Annotated in this window: 24 protein-coding genes and 1 tRNA gene; 6 read left to right on the forward strand and 19 right to left on the reverse strand. The window is 68.9% G+C overall.

The genetic code is table 11. The features are described from left to right. Nucleotide 1: 1 nt before the first annotated feature. From glpX to H2041_RS03805, 4 genes are all read right to left on the reverse strand, one after another. Entirely contained in the window at nt 2-952 is a 951-nt protein-coding gene (glpX, locus tag H2041_RS03790) for a class II fructose-bisphosphatase (protein ID WP_293409626.1), read from the reverse strand. Between the two features lie 45 nt (nt 953-997). Next, on the reverse strand, nt 998-2,287 hold the full coding sequence (locus H2041_RS03795; protein ID WP_293409628.1) for a homoserine dehydrogenase: 1,290 nt from the start codon (nt 2,285-2,287) through the stop codon (nt 998-1,000). Continuing rightward, nucleotides 2,284-3,504 (reverse strand): LL-diaminopimelate aminotransferase, encoded by a 1,221-nt coding sequence (locus H2041_RS03800; RefSeq protein WP_293409630.1) that lies wholly within the window; start codon nt 3,502-3,504, stop codon nt 2,284-2,286. The genes H2041_RS03795 and H2041_RS03800 overlap by 4 nt, the downstream gene beginning before the upstream one ends. A gap of 114 nt (nt 3,505-3,618) precedes the next feature. Continuing rightward, entirely contained in the window at nt 3,619-4,071 is a 453-nt protein-coding gene (locus H2041_RS03805; RefSeq protein ID WP_293409632.1) for a hypothetical protein, read from the reverse strand. Nucleotides 4,072-4,149: 78 nt separating this feature from the next. On the opposite strand from H2041_RS03805, the gene phaC reads away from it, so the two are divergent. Next, entirely contained in the window at nt 4,150-6,207 is a 2,058-nt protein-coding gene (gene phaC, locus H2041_RS03810; RefSeq protein ID WP_293409634.1) for a class I poly(R)-hydroxyalkanoic acid synthase, read from the forward strand. Nucleotides 6,208-6,313: 106 nt separating this feature from the next. After that, the gene (locus H2041_RS03815; RefSeq protein ID WP_293409636.1) at nt 6,314-7,015 is read left to right on the forward strand and encodes a hypothetical protein; all 702 of its coding nucleotides are present in this window, start codon (nt 6,314-6,316) and stop codon (nt 7,013-7,015) included. 33 nt (nt 7,016-7,048) lie between these two features. On the opposite strand, the gene H2041_RS03820 is transcribed toward H2041_RS03815, so the two are convergent. The 5 genes from H2041_RS03820 to rplM all read right to left on the reverse strand — a co-directional run bounded on the left by H2041_RS03820 (nt 7,049) and on the right by rplM (nt 10,977). Then, nucleotides 7,049-8,311, reverse strand: coding sequence for a serine hydrolase (locus H2041_RS03820; RefSeq protein ID WP_293409639.1), 1,263 nt, complete (start codon nt 8,309-8,311; stop codon nt 7,049-7,051). 81 nt (nt 8,312-8,392) lie between these two features. Further along, nucleotides 8,393-8,893, reverse strand: a complete 501-nt coding sequence (gene msrB, locus H2041_RS03825; RefSeq protein WP_293409641.1) for a peptide-methionine (R)-S-oxide reductase MsrB — start codon at nt 8,891-8,893, stop codon at nt 8,393-8,395. A 52-nt stretch (nt 8,894-8,945) separates the two neighbouring features. After that, the gene (gene argC, locus H2041_RS03830) at nt 8,946-9,929 is read right to left on the reverse strand and encodes an N-acetyl-gamma-glutamyl-phosphate reductase (protein WP_293409643.1); all 984 of its coding nucleotides are present in this window, start codon (nt 9,927-9,929) and stop codon (nt 8,946-8,948) included. Between the two features lie 98 nt (nt 9,930-10,027). After that, a complete protein-coding gene (rpsI, locus tag H2041_RS03835; RefSeq protein ID WP_293409645.1) occupies nt 10,028-10,498 on the reverse strand; it encodes a 30S ribosomal protein S9 in 471 nt (156 codons plus the stop codon). Nucleotides 10,499-10,503: 5 nt separating this feature from the next. Beyond that, the gene (gene rplM, locus H2041_RS03840) at nt 10,504-10,977 is read right to left on the reverse strand and encodes a 50S ribosomal protein L13 (protein WP_293409647.1); all 474 of its coding nucleotides are present in this window, start codon (nt 10,975-10,977) and stop codon (nt 10,504-10,506) included. Nucleotides 10,978-11,197: 220 nt separating this feature from the next. Between rplM and H2041_RS03845 the strand changes: the two genes are divergently transcribed. Continuing rightward, nucleotides 11,198-12,610: an alkaline phosphatase PhoX gene (locus H2041_RS03845; protein WP_293409649.1), complete on the forward strand. Its 1,413-nt coding sequence runs from the start codon at nt 11,198-11,200 to the stop codon at nt 12,608-12,610. A gap of 6 nt (nt 12,611-12,616) precedes the next feature. Here H2041_RS03845 and H2041_RS03850 read toward each other — a convergent pair whose 3' ends face one another. Then, on the reverse strand, nt 12,617-13,648 hold the full coding sequence (locus H2041_RS03850) for a COX15/CtaA family protein (protein WP_293409651.1): 1,032 nt from the start codon (nt 13,646-13,648) through the stop codon (nt 12,617-12,619). Between the two features lie 165 nt (nt 13,649-13,813). Between H2041_RS03850 and H2041_RS03855 the strand changes: the two genes are divergently transcribed. Further along, entirely contained in the window at nt 13,814-14,062 is a 249-nt protein-coding gene (locus tag H2041_RS03855; protein WP_293409653.1) for a GlsB/YeaQ/YmgE family stress response membrane protein, read from the forward strand. A gap of 58 nt (nt 14,063-14,120) precedes the next feature. Then, nucleotides 14,121-14,318, forward strand: coding sequence for a DUF2842 domain-containing protein (locus H2041_RS03860; protein WP_293409655.1), 198 nt, complete (start codon nt 14,121-14,123; stop codon nt 14,316-14,318). A gap of 36 nt (nt 14,319-14,354) precedes the next feature. On the opposite strand, the gene H2041_RS03865 is transcribed toward H2041_RS03860, so the two are convergent. The 7 genes from H2041_RS03865 to H2041_RS03895 form a co-directional block, all read right to left on the reverse strand. Beyond that, nucleotides 14,355-14,431, reverse strand: a tRNA-Pro gene (locus H2041_RS03865). A 59-nt stretch (nt 14,432-14,490) separates the two neighbouring features. Beyond that, complete coding sequence (locus tag H2041_RS03870; RefSeq protein ID WP_293409657.1) at nt 14,491-14,901, reverse strand: MerR family transcriptional regulator; 411 nt, start codon at nt 14,899-14,901, stop codon at nt 14,491-14,493. Nucleotides 14,902-14,904: 3 nt separating this feature from the next. Further along, nucleotides 14,905-15,213: an integration host factor subunit alpha gene (locus tag H2041_RS03875; RefSeq protein ID WP_293409659.1), complete on the reverse strand. Its 309-nt coding sequence runs from the start codon at nt 15,211-15,213 to the stop codon at nt 14,905-14,907. Nucleotides 15,214-15,304: 91 nt separating this feature from the next. Continuing rightward, a complete protein-coding gene (locus tag H2041_RS03880) occupies nt 15,305-16,285 on the reverse strand; it encodes a beta-ketoacyl-ACP synthase III (protein ID WP_293409663.1) in 981 nt (326 codons plus the stop codon). A 1-nt stretch (nt 16,286) separates the two neighbouring features. Then, complete coding sequence (plsX, locus tag H2041_RS03885; protein WP_293409666.1) at nt 16,287-17,345, reverse strand: phosphate acyltransferase PlsX; 1,059 nt, start codon at nt 17,343-17,345, stop codon at nt 16,287-16,289. A 40-nt stretch (nt 17,346-17,385) separates the two neighbouring features. Further along, a complete protein-coding gene (locus tag H2041_RS03890; protein WP_293409668.1) occupies nt 17,386-17,910 on the reverse strand; it encodes a DUF177 domain-containing protein in 525 nt (174 codons plus the stop codon). Next, nucleotides 17,907-18,437 (reverse strand): ubiquinol-cytochrome C chaperone family protein, encoded by a 531-nt coding sequence (locus tag H2041_RS03895; protein WP_293409670.1) that lies wholly within the window; start codon nt 18,435-18,437, stop codon nt 17,907-17,909. Before H2041_RS03895 ends, H2041_RS03890 begins: the two co-directional genes overlap by 4 nt. 104 nt (nt 18,438-18,541) lie before the next feature. Between H2041_RS03895 and H2041_RS03900 the strand changes: the two genes are divergently transcribed. Next, nucleotides 18,542-19,027 carry an outer membrane protein assembly factor BamE gene (locus H2041_RS03900; protein WP_293409672.1) on the forward strand — a complete coding sequence of 162 codons (486 nt, stop codon included), beginning with the start codon at nt 18,542-18,544 and terminating at the stop codon, nt 19,025-19,027. A gap of 84 nt (nt 19,028-19,111) precedes the next feature. On the opposite strand, the gene H2041_RS03905 is transcribed toward H2041_RS03900, so the two are convergent. After that, entirely contained in the window at nt 19,112-21,235 is a 2,124-nt protein-coding gene (locus H2041_RS03905) for a sodium-translocating pyrophosphatase (protein WP_293409674.1), read from the reverse strand. Nucleotides 21,236-21,442: 207 nt separating this feature from the next. Further along, complete coding sequence (locus tag H2041_RS03910) at nt 21,443-21,880, reverse strand: hypothetical protein (protein WP_293409677.1); 438 nt, start codon at nt 21,878-21,880, stop codon at nt 21,443-21,445. Between the last annotated feature and the right edge of the window lie 35 nt (nt 21,881-21,915).

Genomic DNA, 21,915 nt, shown 5'->3' on the forward strand with positions numbered 1-21,915 from the left:
GTCAGACGGGCCGCTTCATCCGCACTTCCCGGACGGTGCGGGTGGACGAGTTCATGACCAGGGTGTGGGTATGGACGAAGCCGTCCTTCAGCTTCACGCCGTCGAGCAGGGCGCCCTTGGTCACCCCCGTGGCGGCGAAGATGGCGTCGGCGCGGACCATCTCGTGCAGGTCGTACTTCTTGTCCAGATCGGTGATCCCGCAGCGCTCGGCGCGGGCCCGCTCATCGGCGTTGCGGAACACGAGCCGGCCCTGGAACTGGCCGCCCACGCACTTCAGCGCCGCGCAGGCCAGCACGCCCTCGGGCGCCCCGCCCTGCCCCACATAGAGGTCGACCCCGGTTTCCGGATCGGCGGTGTTGATCACGCCGGCCACGTCCCCATCGGTGATCAGGTGGACGCGCGCGCCGACTTCCCGCAGGCTGGCGATGATCTCCGCATGGCGCGGCCGGTCGAGGACGCAGGCGGTGATGTCCGAAGGCTCGACGCCCTTGGCCTTGGCCAGGGCCTTGACGTTTTCGGCCGGGCTCTTGTCCAGGTCGATGACGCCGGGCGGGAAGCCGGGCCCGCAGGCGATCTTGTCCATATAGGTGTCGGGCGCGTTCAGCAGGGTGCCCTTCGGCGCCCAGGCCATGACGGCGAGCGCATTGGCCATCGCCTTGGCGGTCAGCGTCGTGCCTTCGAGCGGATCGAGGGCGATATCGATCGCCGGGCCGCCGCGGCCCACCTTCTCGCCGATGTAGAGCATCGGCGCTTCGTCCCGTTCGCCCTCGCCGATGACGATCTCGCCGTCGATCTCGAGGTCGTTGAGCGCCGTGCGCATGGCGTCGACGGCGGCCTGATCGGCGGCCTTCTCATCCCCGCGGCCCACCAGCTTCCAGGCGGCGATCGCGGCGATCTCCGTCACCCGGACCGAATCCAGCACCAGTCCGCGATCGAGAGTTTCAGAACTCATGGCCGTCTCCGCCTTGCTCGCCAAAGTCTAAGTTTCCAGGGATTCTCATGTCCGCGCGATTCGCATCAGACGCGGTTGCTCGATGACCGCAGGGTGACCGGCGATCCGCTCGACCGCCGCGGCGAGGACCGCCTCGGACACCGCATGGGTGGTCAGCACGATGGGCACGCCCTGCGCATCCTCGACCGGCTTCTGGAGGAAGCTCTCGATCGAGACGCCGGCCTCGGCCAGGGTTTCGGACACGGCGGCGATTACGCCCGGCTCGTCCTTCACCAGCAGGCGCAGATAGGCCCGCACCACATTGCGGCTGCGATCGCCGGGGCGGAACCGCACCAGTTCGCCGGCCGGCTTCTGGAAGACCGGTCGAGACGCGCAGGTCATCACGTCGGCGATGTCGGCCGCGACGGCGGCGGCCGTCGGCGCCGCTCCGGCGCCCGCGCCCTGCAGGAAGACGCGGCCAAGCCGCTCGCCCTCGATGAACAGCGCATTGAGCGCCCCGCCGGCCTGGGCGAGCGGATGGTTGAGCGGAACGAGCGTGGGATGCACCCCCACGGTCACGCCCTGCTCGCCGCGCTCGGCCGAGGCGATCAGCTTGATCCGGTAGCCCAGGTCCTTCGCCATCCGGATATCGAGGAGCTCGACCTGGTCGACCCCCTCCACCTCTGCGGCGGCGAAGTTCGGCGCGCAGCCGAAGGCAAGCGCCGCCAGGATGGTGATCTTGTGGGCCGCATCGAAGCCGCCCACGTCCATGGTCGGATCGGCCTCGGCGTAACCCAGGCGCTGGGCCTCAGCCAGGACGTCCTCGAAGGCGCGGCCGCCGCTCTCCATCTCCGAAAGGATGAAGTTGCAGGTGCCGTTGAGGATGCCGGCGATGCTCGTCAGGTCGTCGCCGACCATGGCCTCGCGCACCATCTTGACCGCCGGCGTGCCGCCCATGACGGCCGCCTCGAATAGAAGCGGGACCTCATGGGCCTCGGCAAGCGCCGCGAGCTCGGCGCCGTGCTCGGCGATCAGCGCCTTGTTCGCGGTCACGACGGGTTTGCCGGCGCGGAGCGCCGCCTCGACCGCGGCCTTGGCCGGGCCGTCGGAGCCCCCGATCAGCTCGACGAAGAGGTCGACCTCGTCGGACTGGGCGAGCGCCACCGGATCGTCGAACCAGGGCAGGTTCGAGATGTCGAACGGCCGCGGCCGCGTCCGCGAGCGGGCCGAGACGCCGGTGACCCGCGCCTTGCCGCCCGCCGGCGCGAAGTGCGGGCGCTCGCTGAGGAAGGTGAGAAGGCCGGTCCCGACCGTGCCGAGTCCCGCGACGCCGATCCGCCAGTCGCGAGCGCTCATTGGGCCGCCATGGTGTTGTGCGCGCGGGCCAGGATCTCTTCGGAGTTGCTCAGGAACTTGCGGACGTTGCGGGCCGCCTGTCGGATCCGGTGCTCGTTCTCCACTAGGCCGATGCGGACATAGCCCTCGCCATACTCGCCGAAGGCCACGCCCGGAGCGACGGCCACGCCCGCCTCCTCCACGAGCAGCTTGGAAAACAGCATCGATCCGGCCTCCTTGTACTGTTCGGGCAGCGGCGCCCAGGCGAACATTGAGGCGGGCGGCGCCGGGATGTCCCAGCCCGCCTGCTTCATGGCCCTGACCAGGGTGTCGCGACGGCTCTTATAGATGGCGCGGATCTCGGCCACACAGTCCTGGGGCCCGTTCAGGGCCGCGGCGGCCGCCACCTGGATCGGTGTGTAGGCGCCATAGTCCAGATATGACTTTACGCGCGCCAGGGCGGCGCACATGCGCTCGTTGCCGACCACCATGCCGACCCGCCAGCCGGCCATGGCGTAGGTCTTCGAAAGGGAGTTCACCTCGACGGCGATCTCCTTGGCGCCTTCCACCTGCAGGATGGAGGGCGGCGGGTTGTCGTCGAAATAGATCTCCGAATAGGCGATGTCGGACAGCACGAGCAGGTCGTGCTTGCGCGCCAGGGCGACGGCTTCCTTGTAGAAGTCCAGATCCACCCACTGGGCCGTCGGGTTCGACGGATAGGACAGGATCAGCACGCTGGGCGGCGGCGCCGAATGCTTCACGGCGCGGCTGATGCCGGAAAGATACTCCTCCGGCGACAGGGCCGGCACGTGGCGGATCACGCCGCCGGCCATGATGAAGCCGTAGGCGTGGATCGGATAGGCCGGGTTCGGACAGATGATGACGTCGCCAGGCGCGGTCAGGGCCTGGGCCAGGTTGGCGAAGCCCTCCTTGGAGCCCAGGGTCGAGATCACCTCGGTGTCGGGGTTGAGCTTCACGCCGAAGCGGCGCTCGTAATAGCCGGCCATGGCGCGCCGCAGGCCGATGATGCCCTTCGAGGCCGAATAGCGGCCGGCCTTGGGATCGCGGGCCGTCTCGACCAGCTTGTCGACGATGTGCTTCGGCGTCGGCATGTCGGGATTGCCCATGCCGAAGTCGATGATGTCGACGCCTTCGCCGCGCAGGCGCGCCTTGATGCGGTTGACCTCCTCGAAGACGTAGGGAGGAAGGCGTCGGATACGGTGGAATTCCGGGGTCATTTTGAGCTCTGCCGCTCAGGCGGCGTTGGGGAGCTGGACGTGGCGCATGGATAGACTCCGGGCCGGAGTCCGCCAAGCAGGTTCGAAGGTCTTTTTGGCCTCCGCAGGCCCAATCTAGCGGGGCGGCGGAGGCGGTGTAGCTCGGTCGCGCAGGTCCTGGGCGAAGGCCTCGGTGTTGCTCGGCGCGCCGGCGACGGGCGGCGGCGTGGCCGCGGCCCGGGCGCGTTCGGCGAAGGCCGCCGTGCCGTCGAGCGTCCAGGTGGAGGCCGCCGTCGCCTCGTACAGCGCCGCACGATCCCGCTCCACCGCTGCGACGGCGCGCGCCCATTCGCGGGGCGGGCGCACGTCGTCCGGCTTCGGGGGGATGTCGCAGAATTCCGGATAGGCGCGATCGGCGCGCGCGCCCTCCATGACCGCGGCCGCCACCGGCGAATCGGCCGGCGCCTCGGCGGCCGCGAAGGGCGTGGAGGCGCACCCCGCCAGCAGGCCGGCCAGCGCGCAGGGGCCGGCTCCGCGCATCGCGGCGGCGGTGAGGGCGTTCAGAAAAAGGCGAGCGGGCGCATTCATTTCAGCCTCGCTCTTATGACATGATGCGATCAGACGGAAGGGCCGGCGGACTCGGCCCCCGCGGGAGGACGGCATTCCATGAGCGATGCGGACCCGGTGAAGGGCCGGACGAAGACCCGGGCGGCGGGCTCCTCCGGCGCGGCGAAGACCGCCAAGGCGCCGTCGAAGCCCCGCCCCGCGCCGGCCGCCAAGCCTCCATCGTCCGGCGGGAAGGCGAAAGCCGCCGCCCCAGCCACCGCCAAGGCGAAGAAGGCCGCAGCCAGGCCGAAGACGCCGCCGCCGGAGACCGCCCCGCGCGCCGAAGCTTCGCCGCACCCCGCCGCGGGTTTCGGCGCAGCGCCTGCAGCCTCCCCCGAACTGACCGCCGAGCAGCGGCAGCTGATCGAGAGCCTCTCGGCCAATCTTGCGCGCGCCGCCCTCACCGCCCAGGGCGCGATCGCCGAGGCGGCCCTGCGACAGGCCGACCGGCCCGCCGCCCTGTCGCCTGACCCCTTCCGGGTCGCGCCGGCCCTGACCGAGGTGATGGGCAAGCTCGCCAGCCAGCCCGACCGTCTGGTCCGCGCCCAGGCCGACCTGCTGTCGCGCTACATGGACCTCTGGCAGTCCGCCGCCCGGCGCATGGCCGGCGAGACGCCCTCCCCGGTCGCCCAGCCGCAGAAGGGCGACAAGCGCTTCCTGGACGCCGACTGGTCGGACAACCCCGTCTTCGATGTCATGAAGCAGTCCTACCTGCTCACCTCCGACTGGCTGCAGAGCCTGGTGGGCGGGGTGGAGGGCGTCGACGCCCTGACCAAGCGGCGCGTCGAGTTCTTCATGAAGCTGCTGACCGACGCCTTCGCGCCCACCAACTTCCTGGCCTCAAACCCGACGGCCCTGCGCGAGGTGATGGCCACCGGCGGAGAGAGCCTGGTGCGCGGCATGGAGAACTTCGCCGCCGACCTGGCCCGCGGCGGGGGGCAGCTGGCGATCAGCCAGACCGACTATGAGCAGTTCAGGATCGGCGAGAACGTCGCCACGGCCCCGGGCAAGGTGATCTTCCAGAACGAGATCCTGCAGCTCATCCAGTACGCCCCGACGACCGATCAGGTGTTCGAGATCCCGCTGGTGATCTTCCCGCCCTGGATCAACAAGTTCTACATCCTGGACCTGCGCCCGGACAATTCGATGATCCGCTGGCTCACCGACCAGGGGATCACGGTCTTCGTGGCCTCCTGGGTGAACCCCGATGTCAGCCTGGCCGGCAAGACGTTCGAGGACTACCTCCGCCAGGGCGTCTATGAGGCCACCGACGTGGTCATGAAGCAGGCGGGCGTCGACCGGGTGAACGCCGTCGGCTACTGCATCGGCGGCACGCTCCTCTCGGCGGCCCTGGCGCACATGGCCGCCAAGGGCGACAAGCGCATCGCCTCGGCCACCTTCTTCGCCGCCCAGCAGGACTTCTCCGAGGCGGGCGACCTTCTGCTCTTCACCGACGAGGCCTGGCTGAAGGACCTGGAGCAGCGAATGGACGCCGAGGGTGGCGTGCTGTCGGGCCAGGCCATGGCCGACACCTTCAACGTCCTGCGATCCAACGACCTGATCTGGTCGTTCTTCGTGAACAACTATCTGATGGGCAAGGAACCGCGGCCTTTCGACCTTCTGTTCTGGAACTCCGACCAGACGCGGATGCCCAAGGCGCTGCACCTCTTCTATCTGCGCAAGTTCTACGGCGAGAATGCGCTGGCGAAGGGAGAGCTGGAACTCGATGGGGTGAAGCTGGATCTGGGGAAGGTGAAGACGCCGGTCTACATCCAGTCGTCGAAGGAGGACCACATCGCGCCGGTCGGCTCGGTGTACAAGGGCGCACGGCTGTTCGGCGGTCCGGTCACCTTCACCTTGGCCGGCTCCGGCCATATCGCCGGCGTCATCAACGCGCCGGCCGCCAGGAAGTACCAGCACTGGACCTGCGACAAGCTGCCGGCGACCCTGCCGGAGTGGCAGGCCGACGCAAAGGAGACGCCTGGCTCGTGGTGGCCCCACTGGTTCGCCTGGCTCGAGCGCCACTCGGGGGGGAAGGTCGCCGCCCGCGATCCGGCCAAGGGCCCGTTCGCGCCCATCGAGGACGCGCCCGGCAGCTATGTGAAGGTGAAGTCCTGAGGCACGCTCGGCGACCGCGGGTCTGTGAGCGGTTTTCCTGACCTGATCCCTGGCCTAGATTGCCCAGAATGGGCGCTCCAGCGCCCGGCTCAGGGGGAGCGGACTGATGATCAGAACCATTTTGGCCGGCCTGGCGGCCGCCGTCGTCCTGTCCGGCGGCGCGGCGGCGCAGACGCCCATGACGGAGCGCACCGAGCAACTGCAACTGAAGCCCCGGCGCGTGCCTGGCTTGCTCGGCTACGGCTACGACGTGGGCGAATACCGCGGCGAGACCTCGACCCGCAGTTCCAGCTTCCGCGCGCTCGGCACGGCGATCTCGCGCGACAGCGCGCGGACCAAGTTCACCGTCGAGAGCCCGAACATAACGCCGGGCCTCCAGGCCGAATGCGCCGGCGGGCAGAAGCGGACCCAGCTCGGCTGGATCAGCTTCGAGCGGGAGGATCTGAGCTATGTGTGCAGCTTCACCCGCAATGGGCAGCCGGTCCCGGGCGCCAGTTTCGAACTCGCGCTGCAGAAGGCGGGACTGCTCGCCCGCATGTCGCAGCCGCAGCGCGCCGGCGAGATGACCTATGGCGGCCGAACCATCCGTCTGCAGACCCAGCGCATCGGAGGCGTTCCGCTGCCGACCGGCCGCATCGCCGGCTACGTCTTCTACAAGGACGGCCAGGAAATCGGCGGCGTCGACTTCAACCGGATCATGTCCCCGGCCATCTACCTGCCGCCGCAAGGCTCGCCCGACCGCGACGTCGCCGCCCTGGCCGCGCTTTCGATCCTCTTCTTCGCCGATCCCGCCAACCAGATGGAGTGACCGGCCGCCCGGCCAGGGCGGCCGGTCGTCGCCTCATTCGGTCAAGGCCTGGTAGACGAGGCGCGGCGAGATCTCGCGCATGGGCGGGGTGCCCGCCCCGGGAATGCTGCCGCGGAGATTCTGGATCATGCCCACGAAGACCAGGTCATAGGTCGGGTCGATCCAGAACCACGTGCCGAAGGCGCCGCCCCAGTAGAAGCTGTTTTCGCCCTGCGGCGTGCCGGCGGCTTCCGGATCGAGGATGACGGCGAAGTCCATTCCGAAGCCGACGCCGTCCTGGCTCGGGCCATAGAGATCGACGGTCACGCCTTCGTTCAGGACGTTCGTCCGCATCAGCTCCACCGTCTCCGGCTTCAGGATGCGGACGCCGTCGAGCTCGCCGCCGTTCAGCAGCATCTGGGCGAAGCGGTAGTAGTCCTCGGCCGTGGAAAAGAGGCCGCCGCTGCCGGAGAGGAACTGCGGCGGGCGGGTCGGCGCCGGGCGAACCTCGCCCGCCGTCCTGATCAGGCCGTCCTCGCCATAGGTGTGGACGCCGGCGACGCGCGACAGCTTCGCCTCGTCCACGTGGAAGCCCGTATCGTCCATCTTCAGCGGCTGGAAGATGCGCGTGGCGAAGAACTGATCGAGGCTCTGGCCCGACAGCTTCTCGACGATGTAGCCCTGGATGTTGACGCTGGGCCCATAGCGCCAGTCGGACCCCGGCTGGACGGCGAGCGGCAGCCTGGCGAGCTTGTCGATCATCGCCTGCAGGTCGCCGTCCTGCAGCCCGTCGTCGTCATAGCCGGCGCTGACGTCGAAGCCCGCCGTATGACTCATCAGTTCGCGCATGGTCATGGGATGGGCCTGGGCCTCCGTCCCGCCGCCGGCGGTCGCGACCTGCAGGCCTTCGAACTCGGGGATGTGCTTGGAGACCGGATCATCCAGCTTCCACTTCCCCTCCTCCCACAGGATCATCATGGCCACGCCGGTGATCGGCTTGGTCATGGAGGCGATGCGGTAGATGGTCTCCCGGGTGGTCGGGACGCCGGTCGTCACGTCCTGCACGCCGTAGGCCTGGAAGTGGACGACCTTGCCATGGCGCGCCAGCAGGGTCGTGGCGCCGGCGAGCTTCTTCTGGTCGACGAGCGCCTGCATTTCGGCGTCGAGCCTGGCGAGGCCTTCGGCCGACACGCCGGCCGTGGCGGGCGCCGCCACCTGCACGTCAGCTTCGGCGAAGGCGGCCGGCGCGAATCCGCAGGTGAGGATCGCCGCCCCGCAGGCGGCGCCGAGCAGACGGCGGGTCAGACGGATGCGCATGGTTTCTCCCTAGGTGACGCTTATCGTTGCCGTCACTCTTAGGGCGCCGCCACACCGCAGCCCAGAAAATCCGCCGCCGCCTCAGGCGGGCACGAACTTCAACGCCACGCCGTTGTTGCAGTAGCGCAGGCCCGTCGGCCGAGGCCCGTCCCTGAACACGTGGCCCTGGTGCCCCAGGCAGCGCGCGCAGTGGTACTCGGTGCGGGGGACGCCGATCTTGTAGTCGGTCTTGGTCCCGAGGGCGCCCTTGATGGCGGTGTAGAAGCTCGGCCAGCCCGTGCCGCTGTCGTACTTCCAGTCCGACTTGAAGAGCGGCAGCTCGCAGCCGGCGCAGACATAGGTCCCATTCCGCTTCTCGCGGTTCAGGGGGCTCGTGCCCGCACGCTCCGTCGCCTCGTGGCGCAGGACCTGAAAGGCGGCTGGCGACAGCCGCTGCTTCCACTCCGCGTCCGAGAGCTTACGCCAGGGCGAGGCGGCATAGGCGTCGGCGGCCTCGGCCTCCGGCGCGGCGCCGCTGCAGGCGGCAAGCGCCGTGGCGCTGAGCAGGAAGCCGCGGCGGTGAAGGGCATGAATTGCGTTCATGCCTTTAACTACGCGCGGAAACGTCGACGGATTACACCGCCGCCGCAGATTTTCAGCGCGTCAGGCCGGCGGACTCGTCCAGGCCGAGCATCAGGTTGAGGTTCTGCACCGCCGCGCCCGAGGCCCCCTTGCCCAGGTTGTCGAGCAGGGCGACCAGCCGCGCCTGGCCCTTGCCGTCGTCGCCGAAGACGAAGAGCCGCATGCTGTTCGTGCCGTTCAGGGCTTCCGGATCGAGATCTGCGACATAGCCGCCTGCGCCGGCGCGAGCCTTGCCCAGGGCCTCGGTCTCCAGGTCGCTCGCCACGGCGACGAAGGTCTCGTGGGCGTAGGCTTGGGAGAGCGCGGCCCGCAGGTCTGCGATCTTCGGCCGCGCCGGAAGCGCCCAGAGCTGGAGCGGGACCTCGACGATCATCCCCTGCGCGAAGCGGCCGACCGAGGGCGCGAAGAGCGGCGGGTGATCGAACCCGCCATAGCGCTGCATCTCCGGCACATGCTTGTGCGCCAGGGTCAGGCCATAGGGGCGATAGGCGTCGTTCGTCCCGTCCGGCGCCGGCCGCTCGAACTCCTCCATCAGCCCCTTGCCGCCGCCGGAATAGCCGGAGATGGCGTTGACCGTGACCGGCCAGTCCCGCGGCAGCAGGCCAGCCTCGACGATCGGCCGCGTCAGCGCGATGAAGCCGGTGGGATAGCATCCGGGATTGCTGACCCGCGTCGCCCCCGCGATCGCCGCGCGCTGGCCGGCGGACATCTCCGCGAAGCCGTAGGTCCAGCCCTCGGCCACCCGATGGGCCGTGGAGGCGTCGACCACCTTCACCTGCGGCGCAGAGATCAGGGAAACAGCTTCGCGCGCCGCGTCGTCGGGCAGGCAGAGCACCACGGCGTCGGCGGCGTTCAGCAGCTCGGCGCGGGCGTCGGCGTCCTTGCGCCGCGCCGGATCGATGGAGAGCATCTCCAGATCGGTGCGGTCTTGCAGGCGCTGGCGGATCTGCAGCCCCGTCGTGCCCGCTTCGCCGTCGATGAAAACCTTGTAGGCCATGCTCGCCTCCGTGCGGCGCCTTGAGCCGCGGACAACAGAAAAGGGGCGCTCCGGTCTCCCGAAGCGCCCCTTCGCAAACGCGTTCTTCGCGCGCGACGTTAGCGCTTCGAGAACTGGAAGCTGCGGCGGGCCTTGGCCTTGCCGTACTTCTTCCGCTCGACCACGCGCGGGTCGCGGGTGAGGAAGCCGTGCGGCTTCAGCACCGGGCGCAGGCCGGGCTCGTAATAGGTCAGCGCCTTGGCGATGCCGTGACGCACGGCGCCGGCCTGGCCGGAAAGGCCCGAGCCCTTCACGGTGACGACGACGTCGAACTGGCCGAGGCGGTCAGCGATCTGCAGCGGCTGGGCGATCATCATGCGCAGCACGGGGCGCGCGAAATAGATCTCCTGGTCGCGGCCGTTGATCGTGATCTGGCCCTTGCCGGGCTTGATCCAGACGCGGGCGACGGCGTTCTTGCGCTTACCCGTGGCGTAGGAGCGGCCGTACTGGTCGATGACCGGCTCACGCGGGGCGGCTTCGGGGTTGGAGGAGAGGCTTTGCAGGGCCTCGAAACCTTGGGTCTCCGACATGGGCCTCAGGCGCTCCGCACGTTCTTGGCGTTCTTTTCGGCGAACGCGATGGTCTCGGGGTTCTGGGCCGCGTGCGGATGCTCAGCGCCATTGTAGATGCGCAGGTGAGTCATCTGCTTGCGGGCCAGGGGGCTTTCCTTGGGCAGCATGCGCTCCACGGCCTTTTCCAGGACGCGCTCGGGGAACTGACCGCCCAGGATCTTGCCCGCAGTCCGTTCCTTGATGCCGCCCGGATAGCCGGTGTGCCAGTAGTACTTCTTCTGGTCGAGCTTGCGGCCGGTGAACTTCACCTTGTCGGCGTTCACGACGACGACATAGTCGCCGCAGTCCACGTGCGGGGTGTAGTCGGGCCGATGCTTGCCGCGAAGACGCATGGCGATGAACGAGGCGAGGCGGCCGACCACGGCGTTCTCGGCATCGATCACGATCCACTTCTTCTCGACCTCGGCGGGCTTCAGCGAAGCCGTGGTCTTCATCATGGGGACGATCCCTAAAGCTGGCGACGGCGGCCAGCGGCCGGCGACGTGAGGGCGCGCATGTACGCGGGCCGCACACTTGTGTCAACAGATATGGGCCGGAAAGCCTTGTAAATCACGGCGGAAAGCGATGTGGTATCCCAATACCGCATGCGCTGTCATGCGCCCGTGACGCATCCGGCATAGGACGCTAGAGAGCAAGCCGAACAGCGCCGAGAGTATCATGACCCTGCACCGTCGCGCCCTGCTGGGCGCCGCCGCCGCCACCAGCGCCTTCGCCGGCTTCGCCCTGCGCGCCCAGGCCCAGACCGGCAGCCCGGAGACCTATCTGAACGAGGTCCATGGCTACGGGCCTCTGGTCCCTGATCCGTACAAGATCCTCGACCTGCCGGAAGGCTTCTCCTACCGGGTCGTGTCGCACGCGGGCCAGACCATGGATGACGGCTACTTCGTGCCCTACAAGGCCGACGGGATGGCCGCCATTCCGCTCGGCGGGTCGCGCGTCGCCCTGCTGCGCAATCACGAGCTCAAGCCGACGGATTTCAACTACGGCCCCCTCGGACCGGGGCGCAAACTCGCCGACCGGTTCGACCGCAAGGACGCCTACGACCTGGACGCCGACGGCTATCCCCTGCCCGGCGGCGTCACGACCCTGATCTACGACACCAAGGCGCAGCGCCTGGAGCGCCAGCACCTGAGCCTCACCGGCACGGCGGTCAACTGCGCCGGCGGCGGCACGCCCTGGGGCTCCTGGCTGTCGTGCGAGGAGACGACGCTGTCGCAGAGCGCAGGCCTCGGCAAGGCGCACGGCTACGTCTTCGAGGTCCCGGCCTCGGCTCGCGGCCTCGTCGAGCCCCGCCCCCTGACGGCGATGGGCCGCTTCCAGCATGAGGCGGCCGCCGTCGATCCGCAGACGGGCGTGGTCTATCTGACCGAGGACTCCTTCGACTCCAAGGGCCTCTTCTACCGCTATCTCCCCAACGACAGGCGCGACCTCTCCAAGGGCGGCCGGCTCCAGGCGCTGGGCCTCAAGGCGGCGCCGGAGGGCGGCGACGTCCGCAACATGAAGGGCTCGGAGCCCTACTGGCGGGTCGGCGAGACGAAGGAGGTCGTCTGGATCGACCTGGAGGGGATCGACAATCCCGACGAGGACCTTCGCTTCCGCGGGCAATCGGCGGGCGCCGCCTTCGTCGGGCGCGGCGAAGGCATCTTCTGGAGTCCGGAGGGCGTCTATTTCACCTGCACCTCCAGCGGGCCGGCCGGCCACGGCCAGGTGCTGCGCTACCGGCCCAGCGCCCATGAAGGACAGCCGGGGGAAGCCGATGCGCCAGGCGTTCTGGAGCTCTTCGTCGAGCCCACCGAGTCGCGGGTCATGGACTTCGCCGACAACCTCGCCATCTCGCCCTGGGGGCACATCTTCGCCTGCGAAGACCGCTATTCGGAGACCCTGCGCAACCACCTGAAGGGCATCACGCCCGACGGCCGGGTCTATACGATCGCGCGCAACGTGTTCGAAGGAAATGCCGAGCTGGCTGGCGCCTGCTTCTCGCCCGACGGCTCGACCTGCTTCGTCAACGTCTACTGGCCGGGCCTGACCCTGGCCATCACCGGCCCCTGGGGAAGCTTCCGCGTCTGACCGGCGTCAGACGCGGCGAATGCGCCAGGCGAAGGCGGTCGCCAGGCCCAGCACCACGGCGGCGAACAGCTGGTGCAGGATGCCGAGCCACAGCGGCACGGCGAGCATCAGGGTGGCGACGCCGAGGACGGCCTGCAGCACCACGGCGTGGGCCGTGGCCGTCATCAGCCGCTTGGCCGGCGGCGGGACGTAGTTGGTGCGTCGCGCGCTGACCGCCAGCCAGATCGCCACCACCAGCAGGACATAGCCCGCCAGCCGGTGATGCAGCTGCACGGCCCCCTGGCTGTGGGCGATCGTCCCCCAGAGCCCCTCCCCCAGATAGCTGCGCGGGAACAGGGTGCCGTTCATCAGCGGCCAGTCGTTGTAGACGAAGCCGGCGTCGTTGCCGGCCACCAGCGCGCCCAGCAGGATCTGCAGGAAGACGAGGCCCAGCAGGCCGAGCGACAGGGCTCGCCAGGGGCTCGGCAGAGGCTGGCGCGCCTCGCCCCGCCAGGCGTCGAGCGCCGTCCAGACCAGGGCCCCGAAAAGCCCGAAGGCCAGGCCCAGATGGACCATCAGCCGTTCGGGCGCCACCGAGACCCGCTCGGAAAGGCCGCTGGACACCATCCACCAGCCGATCGCGCCCTGAAGCCCGCCGAGCGCCAGCAGGCCGAAGCAGCGCAGGACCAGCCGCTTGGGGATCTCCCGGCGGATGAGGAAATAGGCGAAGGGCAGCGCATAGACGAGCCCGACGAGACGGCCGAGGAAGCGGTGCGCCCATTCCCACCAGTAGATGGTCTTGAACTCCGCCAGGCTCATGCCGCGGTTCATCAGCTGGTACTGCGGGATCTGCTGGTACTTGGCGAACTCGCTGCGCCAGTCGGCGTCCGACAACGGCGGGATGGCGCCCGTGACCGGCTTCCACTCGGTGATCGAGAGGCCGGAGTCGGTCAGGCGCGTCGCGCCCCCGACCACGACCATGGCCAGAACGAGCGCGGCGACGATGGACAGCCAGACGGCGACCGGCGTCGACCGGTCCGAACGAAGGAACGAGGTCATTGCGGCGGGATCGCGCCTCTTTTCGGCTTAAGTTTGGCCATGGGCTAAAGCACGCCGGGCCCTGCGTCCATGGGCCAGCGGTTGCGTCCGTCACGGAACCTTGGAAGCTTGGCCGCATTGACCCGGGCGCGGCCGATGCCGGCCGCCAGATGGAGGAGTGAGGGCATGAGCGGCGTCGGAATTCTGAGCGCGATCATCATCGGCATCCTGGCGGGCTGGATCGCCGAGAAGGTGATGAAGCGCGACCATGGGCTGTTCACCAACCTTATCGTGGGCCTCATCGGCGCGCTGATCGGCGGCTTCATCGCGGGCCTCATCGACTTTCCCTTCAGCGGCTTCATCGCCAGCCTGATCGTCTCGACGCTCGGCGCCATCCTGCTGCTGGCCCTGCTCGGCCTCATTCGCCGCCGGTGACAGGCCGCCTCCCTACGCCTATAGCCGGCGGGCTAGGACGGCGCCGAAAGGGGATGGCATGACGGCCAGGGTTCGCAAGCTGATCGGATTGTTCGCGATCCTGGCCTTCGTCGTCTTCTACGCCGTGGCGGTGGTGGCGATCGCCGAGCGCCTGCCGGACAACCGCGCCATCGAGTGGATCTTCTATGTCGTCGCCGGCCTCGCCTGGGGCGTGCCGATCCTGCCGCTGATCAGCTGGATGAACCGGGGCCGCTGAACCCCGCGGCCGATCTTCGTGACCATCCTTTGCGGATGGTCGGAGCGGCGGGATTCGAACCCACGACCCCTTGACCCCCAGTCAAGTGCGCTACCAGGCTGCGCTACGCTCCGTCGCCTCCGGCGAGGCCGCGTCTTATAGGCGGGCGCCTGCGGTCGGGCAACCCGCAAAGTCAGGGCTTTTCGGCGACCTCGCGCAGCACCTCGTCGATGCGCTGCTTGGCGGACTCGAGCTCGGCCAGGATCTCCGCCAGACGGTCCCGGGCGGCGGGCTCCAGGCCGCCGGCTTCGTCCTCCGGCCAGGTCTCCACGGCCGCTTCGCCCGGCTCGAGCAGGCGGCGAAGCCCATGCTCCTTGTGGAGCCTCTGCACGCCCTTGATGGTGTAGCCTTCCTCGTGCAGCAGCCGCCGCACGCCCTGCAGGACGGCGATGTCCTGGGGCCTGTAGAAGCGCCGGCCGCCGGCCCGCTTCATGGGTCGGATGAAGGAGAACTTGGTCTCCCAGAACCGCAGCACGTGCTGCGGCACGTCCAGCTCCTCGGCCGCTTCCGAAATCGTCCGGAAGGCCTCGGGGCCCTTGGCCATGGCCTAGTCCTCGCGCGAGAGCGCCTTGTCCACCCTCGCCTTCATGACCTGGGATGCGCGGAATCCGATCACACGCCGCGGATCGATGGCCGCCGGTTCGCCGGTCTTCGGGTTACGTCCCATGCGCGCCCGCTTGGCGCGGACCTGGAAGACGCCGAAACCCGACAGCTTCACCTGTTCGCCGGCCTCCAGGGCCTGGATCATCAGCTCGAGCGTACGTTCGACCAGGGCCGCGCAATCCTGGCGCGACAGCCCGACCTCTTCGTGAACCGCTTCGCAAAGATCAGCCCGCGTCAAAGTCGAGCCCTTCATGCGCACCCCTGCCCCGGACAAACACGATGTCCCCTCATGCCGCGATTGTCGGGCAAGGTCAAAGGGTTCGGAGCCGAAATTGAGTGGCAGTTCAGAAGCGCAGCACGCAGGCGCCCCAGGTGAGGCCCCCGCCCATCGCCTCCAGCAGCAGGAGATCCCCGCGCTTGACCCGCCCGTCGGCGACGCCGGTCGCGAGCGCCAGCGGAATCGAGGCCGCCGACGTGTTGGCGTGGTCGGCCACCGTGGTGATCACCTTGGCCTCGTCGATGCCCAGCCGACGGGCGACGCCTTCGAGGATTCGCATGTTCGCCTGGTGGGGCACGAACCAGTCAACCTCGGCGACGCTGATTCCGGCGTCGGCCGCCGCTGCGGTCACCGCCTCGGAGATGTTCACGACGGCATGGCGGAAGACCTGGTTGCCCTGCATCCGCAGCTTGCCCACCTCGCCGTTGGTCGAGGGGCCGCCATCCACATAGAGCAGGTCCTGCTTGGTCCCGTCGGCGCGCAGGGCGAAGCCCAGCAGGCCGCGGTCGGCCGTCGTCCCCTGCCCTTCGACCGGCTCGAGCACCACGGCCCCGGCGCCGTCCCCGAACAGCACGCAGGTGCCGCGGTCGGTCCAGTCCATCAGGCGGGTCATGGTCTCCGCGCCGATCACCAGCGCGCACTTCGCCCGCCCGCGCGCGACGAAGCCGTCGGCCACCGACAGCGCATAGACGAAGCCCGAGCAGACCGCCTGGACGTCGAAGGCCACGCCGACCGGACAGCCCAGCTTGCGCTGGACGATGGTCGCCGCCGCCGGAAAGGTCAGGTCGGGCGTCGTGGTGGCGACCACGATCAGGTCCACCTCCTCGGGCGTCCGGCCGGCGGCGGCCAGCGCCTGGCGCGCAGCCTCCACGGCGAGGTCCGACACCGCCTGGTCGGGCGCGGCGCGGCGGCGGACACGAATGCCCGTACGCTCGCGGATCCACTCGTCGCTGGTGTCGACCACCTTGGCGAGATCGTCGTTGGTCACCACCTCGTCGGGCAGATAGCCGCCGACGCCGGTGACGGCGCTGCGAAGGACAGAACTCAACTCACTCGCCTCCTTCGAGGGCGCTGGCGGACGGCTGCCCGGCGCCGAAGCCCAGCCTTGTCATGCTGCGGGCGATCTCCGCGGCGAAATCGTTCTTGGCCAGGTCGGCGGCCACAATGATGGCGGCGGCGAAATCAGCCGTTTCGGCGCCGCCGTGGCTTTTGACCACCACGCCGTTCAAGCCCAGCAGCGGCGCGGCCGCCGGCGGGTTGAGGCGTTCGCGAAACGATATCAAGGCCTTCCGCGCCATGAGCGCGCCGAGCCTGGAGGTGGTCGACGACGTCAGGGCCGCGCGCAGTTCGGCGGCGATGAACTTGGCCACGCCCTCGGCGGTCTTCAGCGCCACATTGCCGGTGAAGCCGTCGGTGACCACCACGTCGACCACGCCCTTGGTCAGGTCGTCGCCCTCGACGAAGCCGTGATAGTCGAGGTCGAAGCCGCCTTCGCGCAGCATGCGGTGGGCCTCGCGGACCTCCTCGTGGCCCTTGATGTCCTCCGACCCGACATTGAGCAGCCCGATCGTCGGCCGCTCGACGCCATGGGCCGCACGATGGAAGGCCTCGCCCAGAATGGCGAATTCGACCAGCCGTTCGGCGTCACAGTCGACGTTGGCGCCCACATCGAGGACGGTGGTGAAGCCCTTCACCGTCGGCCAACTGGCCGTCAGGCAGGGCCGCTCCAGGTCGGCGCTCATGCGCAGCAGGAGCTTGGAGACCGCCATCAGCGCGCCGGTGTTGCCGGCCGAGACGGCGGCCTGGGCTTCGCCGGTCTTCACCGCCTCGACGGCGTTCCACATGCTGGAGCCCTTGCCCCGGCGAAGCGCGGTGGCCGGCTTCTCTTCGCTGGCGATCACCTTGTCAGTGTGGCGGATCTCCACCTGGCCGGCGAGGCTCCGGGACTGCCCCGCAAGCGCGGCGGTGATCTGCGCCTCGTCTCCGTGCACGATGAATCGCGCGTCCGGCCCCAGCTTTCGCGCGGCCAGGGCGAGGGCCGGCACGGTGATCTGCAGTCCGTGATCGCCGCCCATGGCGTCGATGGAGAGGGTCAGGCTTTGGCTCACGACGTAGTTCTTGCCCCTACTGCGGCGCGCCCCCGGCGCGTCAGCCCTTCTCGTCCTTCAACCGCTTAAGCACGGCGAAGGGCGAGTCGTCATCCGATGGCTGAGCGTACTCGAAGGTTTCGCCCGGCTTCCGCGGGAACGGGTCGAGCTCGAGGGCCAGGTGCTCGACCACATAGGCCGCCACGTCGATGCGGTCGTCCTCCAGGACGTCGGGCGGATCGGGTGATTCGGGATCGAGCTCGATCTCGGCCTCGGGGTCGGGCGCATGGGGGCTGCCCGCCGGGACCAGCCGGACCTCGATATCGCCGGACACGTCCTGGTCGAAAACCTCCAGGGAGACGCCCGAGACCTGCTCGACGACCGCCTCGAACCGTCCGGACATCTCCGCGCCGTCCAGCCACGGCCGCAGCCGGACCTTCGCCCGCAGGGATTTCAGCTCCTTCAGGTCCAGGCGACGTGCGATCGCGGCGCGGACGGCGTCGTCCGCCTCCAGGTCGAGGTTCAGCGGCCCGCCGCTCAGGTCGACGAGGCGCACCTCATGGCTCCACCCCAGGTCGGCGGTCATGGCGCGGCCCAGGCGACGGTTCCGGCCGCCAGCTGATCGGGACTCTGGGCGCTCAGCGCCTCCCTCTGCCGCAGGACGTAGGCCACCATCGCCGGCGACGGCGGATCGGCGGCGTCGGCATAGACGGTGCGACCAATCACCGCCGTCAGCTCCGTCTCATCGGGAAGCCGGGCGAGCGCGCCCTCATAGGACTTCACGCGCCCGTAGAAGGCTTCGCCGAGCTTACGCATCTTCTTGCCCACGGAGAGATCCCCGACGCCCATCTCGCGCAGGGCGTCGTCCAGGGCTTTCACATAGGTGTCGAACAGGGACTGGGCGACCTCCGCGGCCACCGGCCCCTGCCCCTTCAGGCGCTCGAGCAGCAGCACGACGTGCAGGGAGTAGAGCTCGAACCGCCCCTCCACCGTGTCCGGCACGCCGAAGGCCTCGTAGAACTCCGGCCGACGGGCCTGGCGGACGACGTCGGCATAGAGCCTGCGGCCGGCTTCACGGGCGGGCCTTGGACGAAACAGGCGCTCCAGGATCATATCGGCCTCGATTTCGCCGCGCGCTGCGGCTAGGGCGGGCATTGAACTAAGGCCCCGCGGGCGATAGGTCAAAGTCTCCAAAGCTGAACAGGTCCGGTTCCCACATGTTTCGCAGCGTCGCCTTCGCCGCCCTGGCGGCCGGACTCCTCGCCACCAGCGCATGCGCGCCCATCACCACCTATTCCGGATTCCAGGCGATCGACGCCAGCCCGAAAGAGGTGAAGGTCGGCGAGGACACCAAGTCCACCGTGCGTGCGCGGCTCGGCTCGCCCTCGGTCGTCTCCACCTTCGAGGACGACGTCTGGTTCTATATCGCCCAGGTGAAGGAGAAGATCGCCTTCCGCAAACCCGTGGTGGTGAACCGCGAGGTGGTCTCGATCCGCTTCAACGAAGAGACCGAAGTGGTTGAGGCGGTGAATCAGTACGGTCTCGAGGACGGCAAGGTCATCGCCTACAACGACCGCGAGACCCCGACCCGCGGACGGGAGCTGACCATCCTCGAACAGCTCCTGGGCAATGTCGGCCGTGGCGGCATGCTGCCCCGCGACGACGAGACCGTCCCCGGCAGCCGTCCCGGCGACCGCCGCTAGGCCGCTCTTCACAAGCTCCACGAACGAAGACGCCCCGGAGGTCTCCCTCCGGGGCGTTTCGGTTTTCGGCCTCGACGGTTCGGGTCAGAACGCGCCGTGCGCCAGGACCGCCAGCAGCAGCAGGGCCACGATGTTGGTGATCTTGATCATCGGGTTCACCGCGGGGCCCGCGGTGTCCTTGTAGGGATCACCGACGGTGTCCCCGGTCACCGCGGCCTTGTGGGCCTCGGAGCCCTTGCCGCCGTAGTGGCCTTCCTCGATCAGCTTCTTGGCGTTGTCCCAGGCGCCGCCGCCCGAGGTCATCGAGATGGCGACGAAGAGGCCGGTGACGATGACGCCCATCAGCATTGCGCCGAGCGCGGAGAAGGCGTCCGCCTTGCCCGCAATGGCCATGATCACGAAGAAGAGGACGATCGGCGAGACCACGGGCAGCAGGCTCGGCACGATCATTTCCCGGATGGCGGCCTTGGTCAGGATGTCCACGGCCCGGCCGTATTCCGGCTTCACCTCGCCGGTCATGATGCCCGGGTTCTCCTTGAACTGCCGCCGCACCTCGACGACGACCGCCTCGGCCGCGCGGCCCACGGCGGTCATCGACATGCCGCCGAAGAGGAAGGGCAGCAGGCCGCCGAACAGCAGGCCGACCACGACGTACGGATTGGAGAGGTCGAAGGTGACCTCGCCCACCCCTTCGAAGAAGGAGCCAGGCGCGGCCGTGGCCGTGAAGTAGCGCAGGTCTTCGGTGTAGGCGGCGAAGAGGACGAGTGCGCCGAGCCCCGCCGAGCCGATGGCGTAGCCCTTGGTCACCGCCTTGGTGGTGTTGCCGACGGCGTCCAGCGCATCGGTGGAGACGCGGACCTCGGCCGGCAGGCCGGCCATCTCGGCGATGCCGCCAGCGTTGTCGGTGACGGGACCGAAGGCGTCGAGGGCGACGATGAAGCCCGCCAGGGACAGCATGGCGGTCGTGGCGATGGCGATGCCGAACAGGCCCGCCAGGCCATAGGTGACGATGATGCCGGCGACGATGACCAGCGCCGGCAGGGCGGTGGACTCCAGGCTGACAGCCAGGCCCTGGATGACGTTGGTGCCGTGGCCCGAGACGCTCGACTTGGCGACCGACTTCACGGGACGGAAGCCCGTGCCGGTGTAGTACTCGGTGATCACCACGATCGCCGCCGTGACCACGAGGCCGGCGACGCCGCAGTAGAAGAGCGACATGCCGTCGAAGGTGCGCTCACCGACCGTCACGGCGCCTGGAACGAGCGTGTCGGTCACCCACCAGATGGCGCCGATCGACAGCAGGCCCGTGACGATAAGGCCCTGATAGAGGGCCCCCATGATGTTCTGCGACTTGCCCAGGCGGACGAAGAAGGTGCCGATGATGGAGGTGATGATGCAGACGCCGCAGATGGCCAGCGGCAGCATCATCATGGCCTCCACCGCCGGGCTTCCCCGGAAGAAGATGGCCGCCAGCACCATGGTGGCGACGGTCGTCACCGCATAGGTCTCGAAGAGGTCGGCGGCCATGCCGGCGCAGTCGCCGACATTGTCGCCCACATTGTCGGCGATGGTGGCGGCGTTGCGCGGGTCATCCTCCGGGATGCCGGCCTCGACCTTGCCCACCATGTCGCCGCCGACGTCGGCGCCCTTGGTGAAGATGCCCCCGCCCAGGCGCGCGAAGATGGAGATCAGGGAGGCGCCGAAGCCAAGGGCGACCAGAGAATCGACCACCTCGCGGCTGGTCAGCTCGAAGCCCATCGGGCCCGTGAGCACGAAGAAGTAGACCGACACGCCCAGCAGGGCGAAGCCGGCGACCAGCATCCCGGTCACGGCGCCGGAGCGGAAGGCGAGCGACAGCCCCTTGGCCAGGCCCTGGGAGGCGGCCTCGGCCGTGCGCACGTTGGCCCGCACGGAGATCAGCATGCCCGCGAAGCCGGCCGCGCCGGACAGGATCGCCCCGATGGCGAAGCCGATGGCGGCCAGCGGTCCGATCAGGACGGCCACCACGATCAGGATCACCACCCCGACGATGGCGATGGTGGTGTACTGGCGGCGCAGATAGGCCTGGGCGCCTTCCTGGATCGCCGCGGCGATCTCCTGCATGCGCGCATTGCCGGGCGAGGCCCGCATCAACGACGCGGACTGGACGATGCCGTAAAGCACCGCCAGCAGGCCGGCGACAATCACCAGCGTAAGCTCGAGACTCATAATCTGGGCGCCCCTTGTTCAATGGCGCGAACCAAGCCTTGCCGCGCCCCCGTGGGACCAGCGTGACCGCCTGGCCGCAAACGTTTCCTCTGGTGGGACGCCGTCGATGCGACGCCCCTTCTTCTTCTGTAGCGGGCAGACTGTGCCAAGCTTACCGAGGCCGCGCAACGGGTTGTGCGGCCGGGGACTCCTCGCCCCGGGCAAGTCTCAGCTGGTGGGCGGCTTGGGGACGCCGGTGCGACGCTTGGGCGTCTGGCTCAGGACCGCCACCGACTGCACGTCTTTGCCGCCGATGCGGACGCCCTCCTTCAGCATCACGGCCTTAAGCCGCGCCTCGTCGATGACGAGGTAGTCGTCGGCCTTGGTGAACGGTTGCCGGTGAGCGGCCCGGACCAGGGCGTCACGGAAGAAGGGCTCCTGCTCACGCAGCTTCTGGACGTTGGCCATGGGCGACAGGTTCAGGCGCACGCCGACGAAGATGTAGTTGACGATCTGTCCCTTCACCACGACCGGCAGGGCTACCGGCGCGATGTCCACATGTGCGGAGGCGGCCTTGTCCTCGGCCTTCTTCGGAGCGCCTGCGGCTTGGGCCGGTCCGGCGGCCAGGAGCATGGCGAGGGCGGTGATGAGCAGTCTGCGGCGCATGGGGCCATCTTGGCCGAACAGGGTTTCCGGACCCT

Source organism: Phenylobacterium sp., assembly GCF_013911965.1.
In the GTDB taxonomy this organism is placed as follows: Bacteria; Pseudomonadota; Alphaproteobacteria; order Caulobacterales; family Caulobacteraceae; genus Phenylobacterium.

Bases quoted from the DNA above. Each gene is read 5' to 3' on its own strand.
- glpX (WP_293409626.1), bottom strand. From the start codon at position 952: ATGAGTTCTGAAACTCTCGATCGCGGACTGGTGCTGGATTCGGTCCGG.
- H2041_RS03795 (WP_293409628.1), bottom strand. From the start codon at position 2,287: ATGAGCGCTCGCGACTGGCGGATCGGCGTCGCGGGACTCGGCACGGTC.
- H2041_RS03800 (WP_293409630.1), bottom strand. From the start codon at position 3,504: ATGACCCCGGAATTCCACCGTATCCGACGCCTTCCTCCCTACGTCTTC.
- H2041_RS03805 (WP_293409632.1), bottom strand. From the start codon at position 4,071: ATGAATGCGCCCGCTCGCCTTTTTCTGAACGCCCTCACCGCCGCCGCG.
- phaC (WP_293409634.1), top strand. From the start codon at position 4,150: ATGAGCGATGCGGACCCGGTGAAGGGCCGGACGAAGACCCGGGCGGCG.
- H2041_RS03815 (WP_293409636.1), top strand. From the start codon at position 6,314: ATGATCAGAACCATTTTGGCCGGCCTGGCGGCCGCCGTCGTCCTGTCC.
- H2041_RS03820 (WP_293409639.1), bottom strand. From the start codon at position 8,311: ATGCGCATCCGTCTGACCCGCCGTCTGCTCGGCGCCGCCTGCGGGGCG.
- msrB (WP_293409641.1), bottom strand. From the start codon at position 8,893: ATGAACGCAATTCATGCCCTTCACCGCCGCGGCTTCCTGCTCAGCGCC.
- argC (WP_293409643.1), bottom strand. From the start codon at position 9,929: ATGGCCTACAAGGTTTTCATCGACGGCGAAGCGGGCACGACGGGGCTG.
- rpsI (WP_293409645.1), bottom strand. From the start codon at position 10,498: ATGTCGGAGACCCAAGGTTTCGAGGCCCTGCAAAGCCTCTCCTCCAAC.
- rplM (WP_293409647.1), bottom strand. From the start codon at position 10,977: ATGATGAAGACCACGGCTTCGCTGAAGCCCGCCGAGGTCGAGAAGAAG.
- H2041_RS03845 (WP_293409649.1), top strand. From the start codon at position 11,198: ATGACCCTGCACCGTCGCGCCCTGCTGGGCGCCGCCGCCGCCACCAGC.
- H2041_RS03850 (WP_293409651.1), bottom strand. From the start codon at position 13,648: ATGACCTCGTTCCTTCGTTCGGACCGGTCGACGCCGGTCGCCGTCTGG.
- H2041_RS03855 (WP_293409653.1), top strand. From the start codon at position 13,814: ATGAGCGGCGTCGGAATTCTGAGCGCGATCATCATCGGCATCCTGGCG.
- H2041_RS03860 (WP_293409655.1), top strand. From the start codon at position 14,121: ATGACGGCCAGGGTTCGCAAGCTGATCGGATTGTTCGCGATCCTGGCC.
- H2041_RS03870 (WP_293409657.1), bottom strand. From the start codon at position 14,901: ATGGCCAAGGGCCCCGAGGCCTTCCGGACGATTTCGGAAGCGGCCGAG.
- H2041_RS03875 (WP_293409659.1), bottom strand. From the start codon at position 15,213: ATGAAGGGCTCGACTTTGACGCGGGCTGATCTTTGCGAAGCGGTTCAC.
- H2041_RS03890 (WP_293409668.1), bottom strand. From the start codon at position 17,910: ATGACCGCCGACCTGGGGTGGAGCCATGAGGTGCGCCTCGTCGACCTG.
- H2041_RS03895 (WP_293409670.1), bottom strand. From the start codon at position 18,437: ATGATCCTGGAGCGCCTGTTTCGTCCAAGGCCCGCCCGTGAAGCCGGC.
- H2041_RS03900 (WP_293409672.1), top strand. From the start codon at position 18,542: ATGTTTCGCAGCGTCGCCTTCGCCGCCCTGGCGGCCGGACTCCTCGCC.
- H2041_RS03905 (WP_293409674.1), bottom strand. From the start codon at position 21,235: ATGAGTCTCGAGCTTACGCTGGTGATTGTCGCCGGCCTGCTGGCGGTG.
- H2041_RS03910 (WP_293409677.1), bottom strand. From the start codon at position 21,880: ATGCGCCGCAGACTGCTCATCACCGCCCTCGCCATGCTCCTGGCCGCC.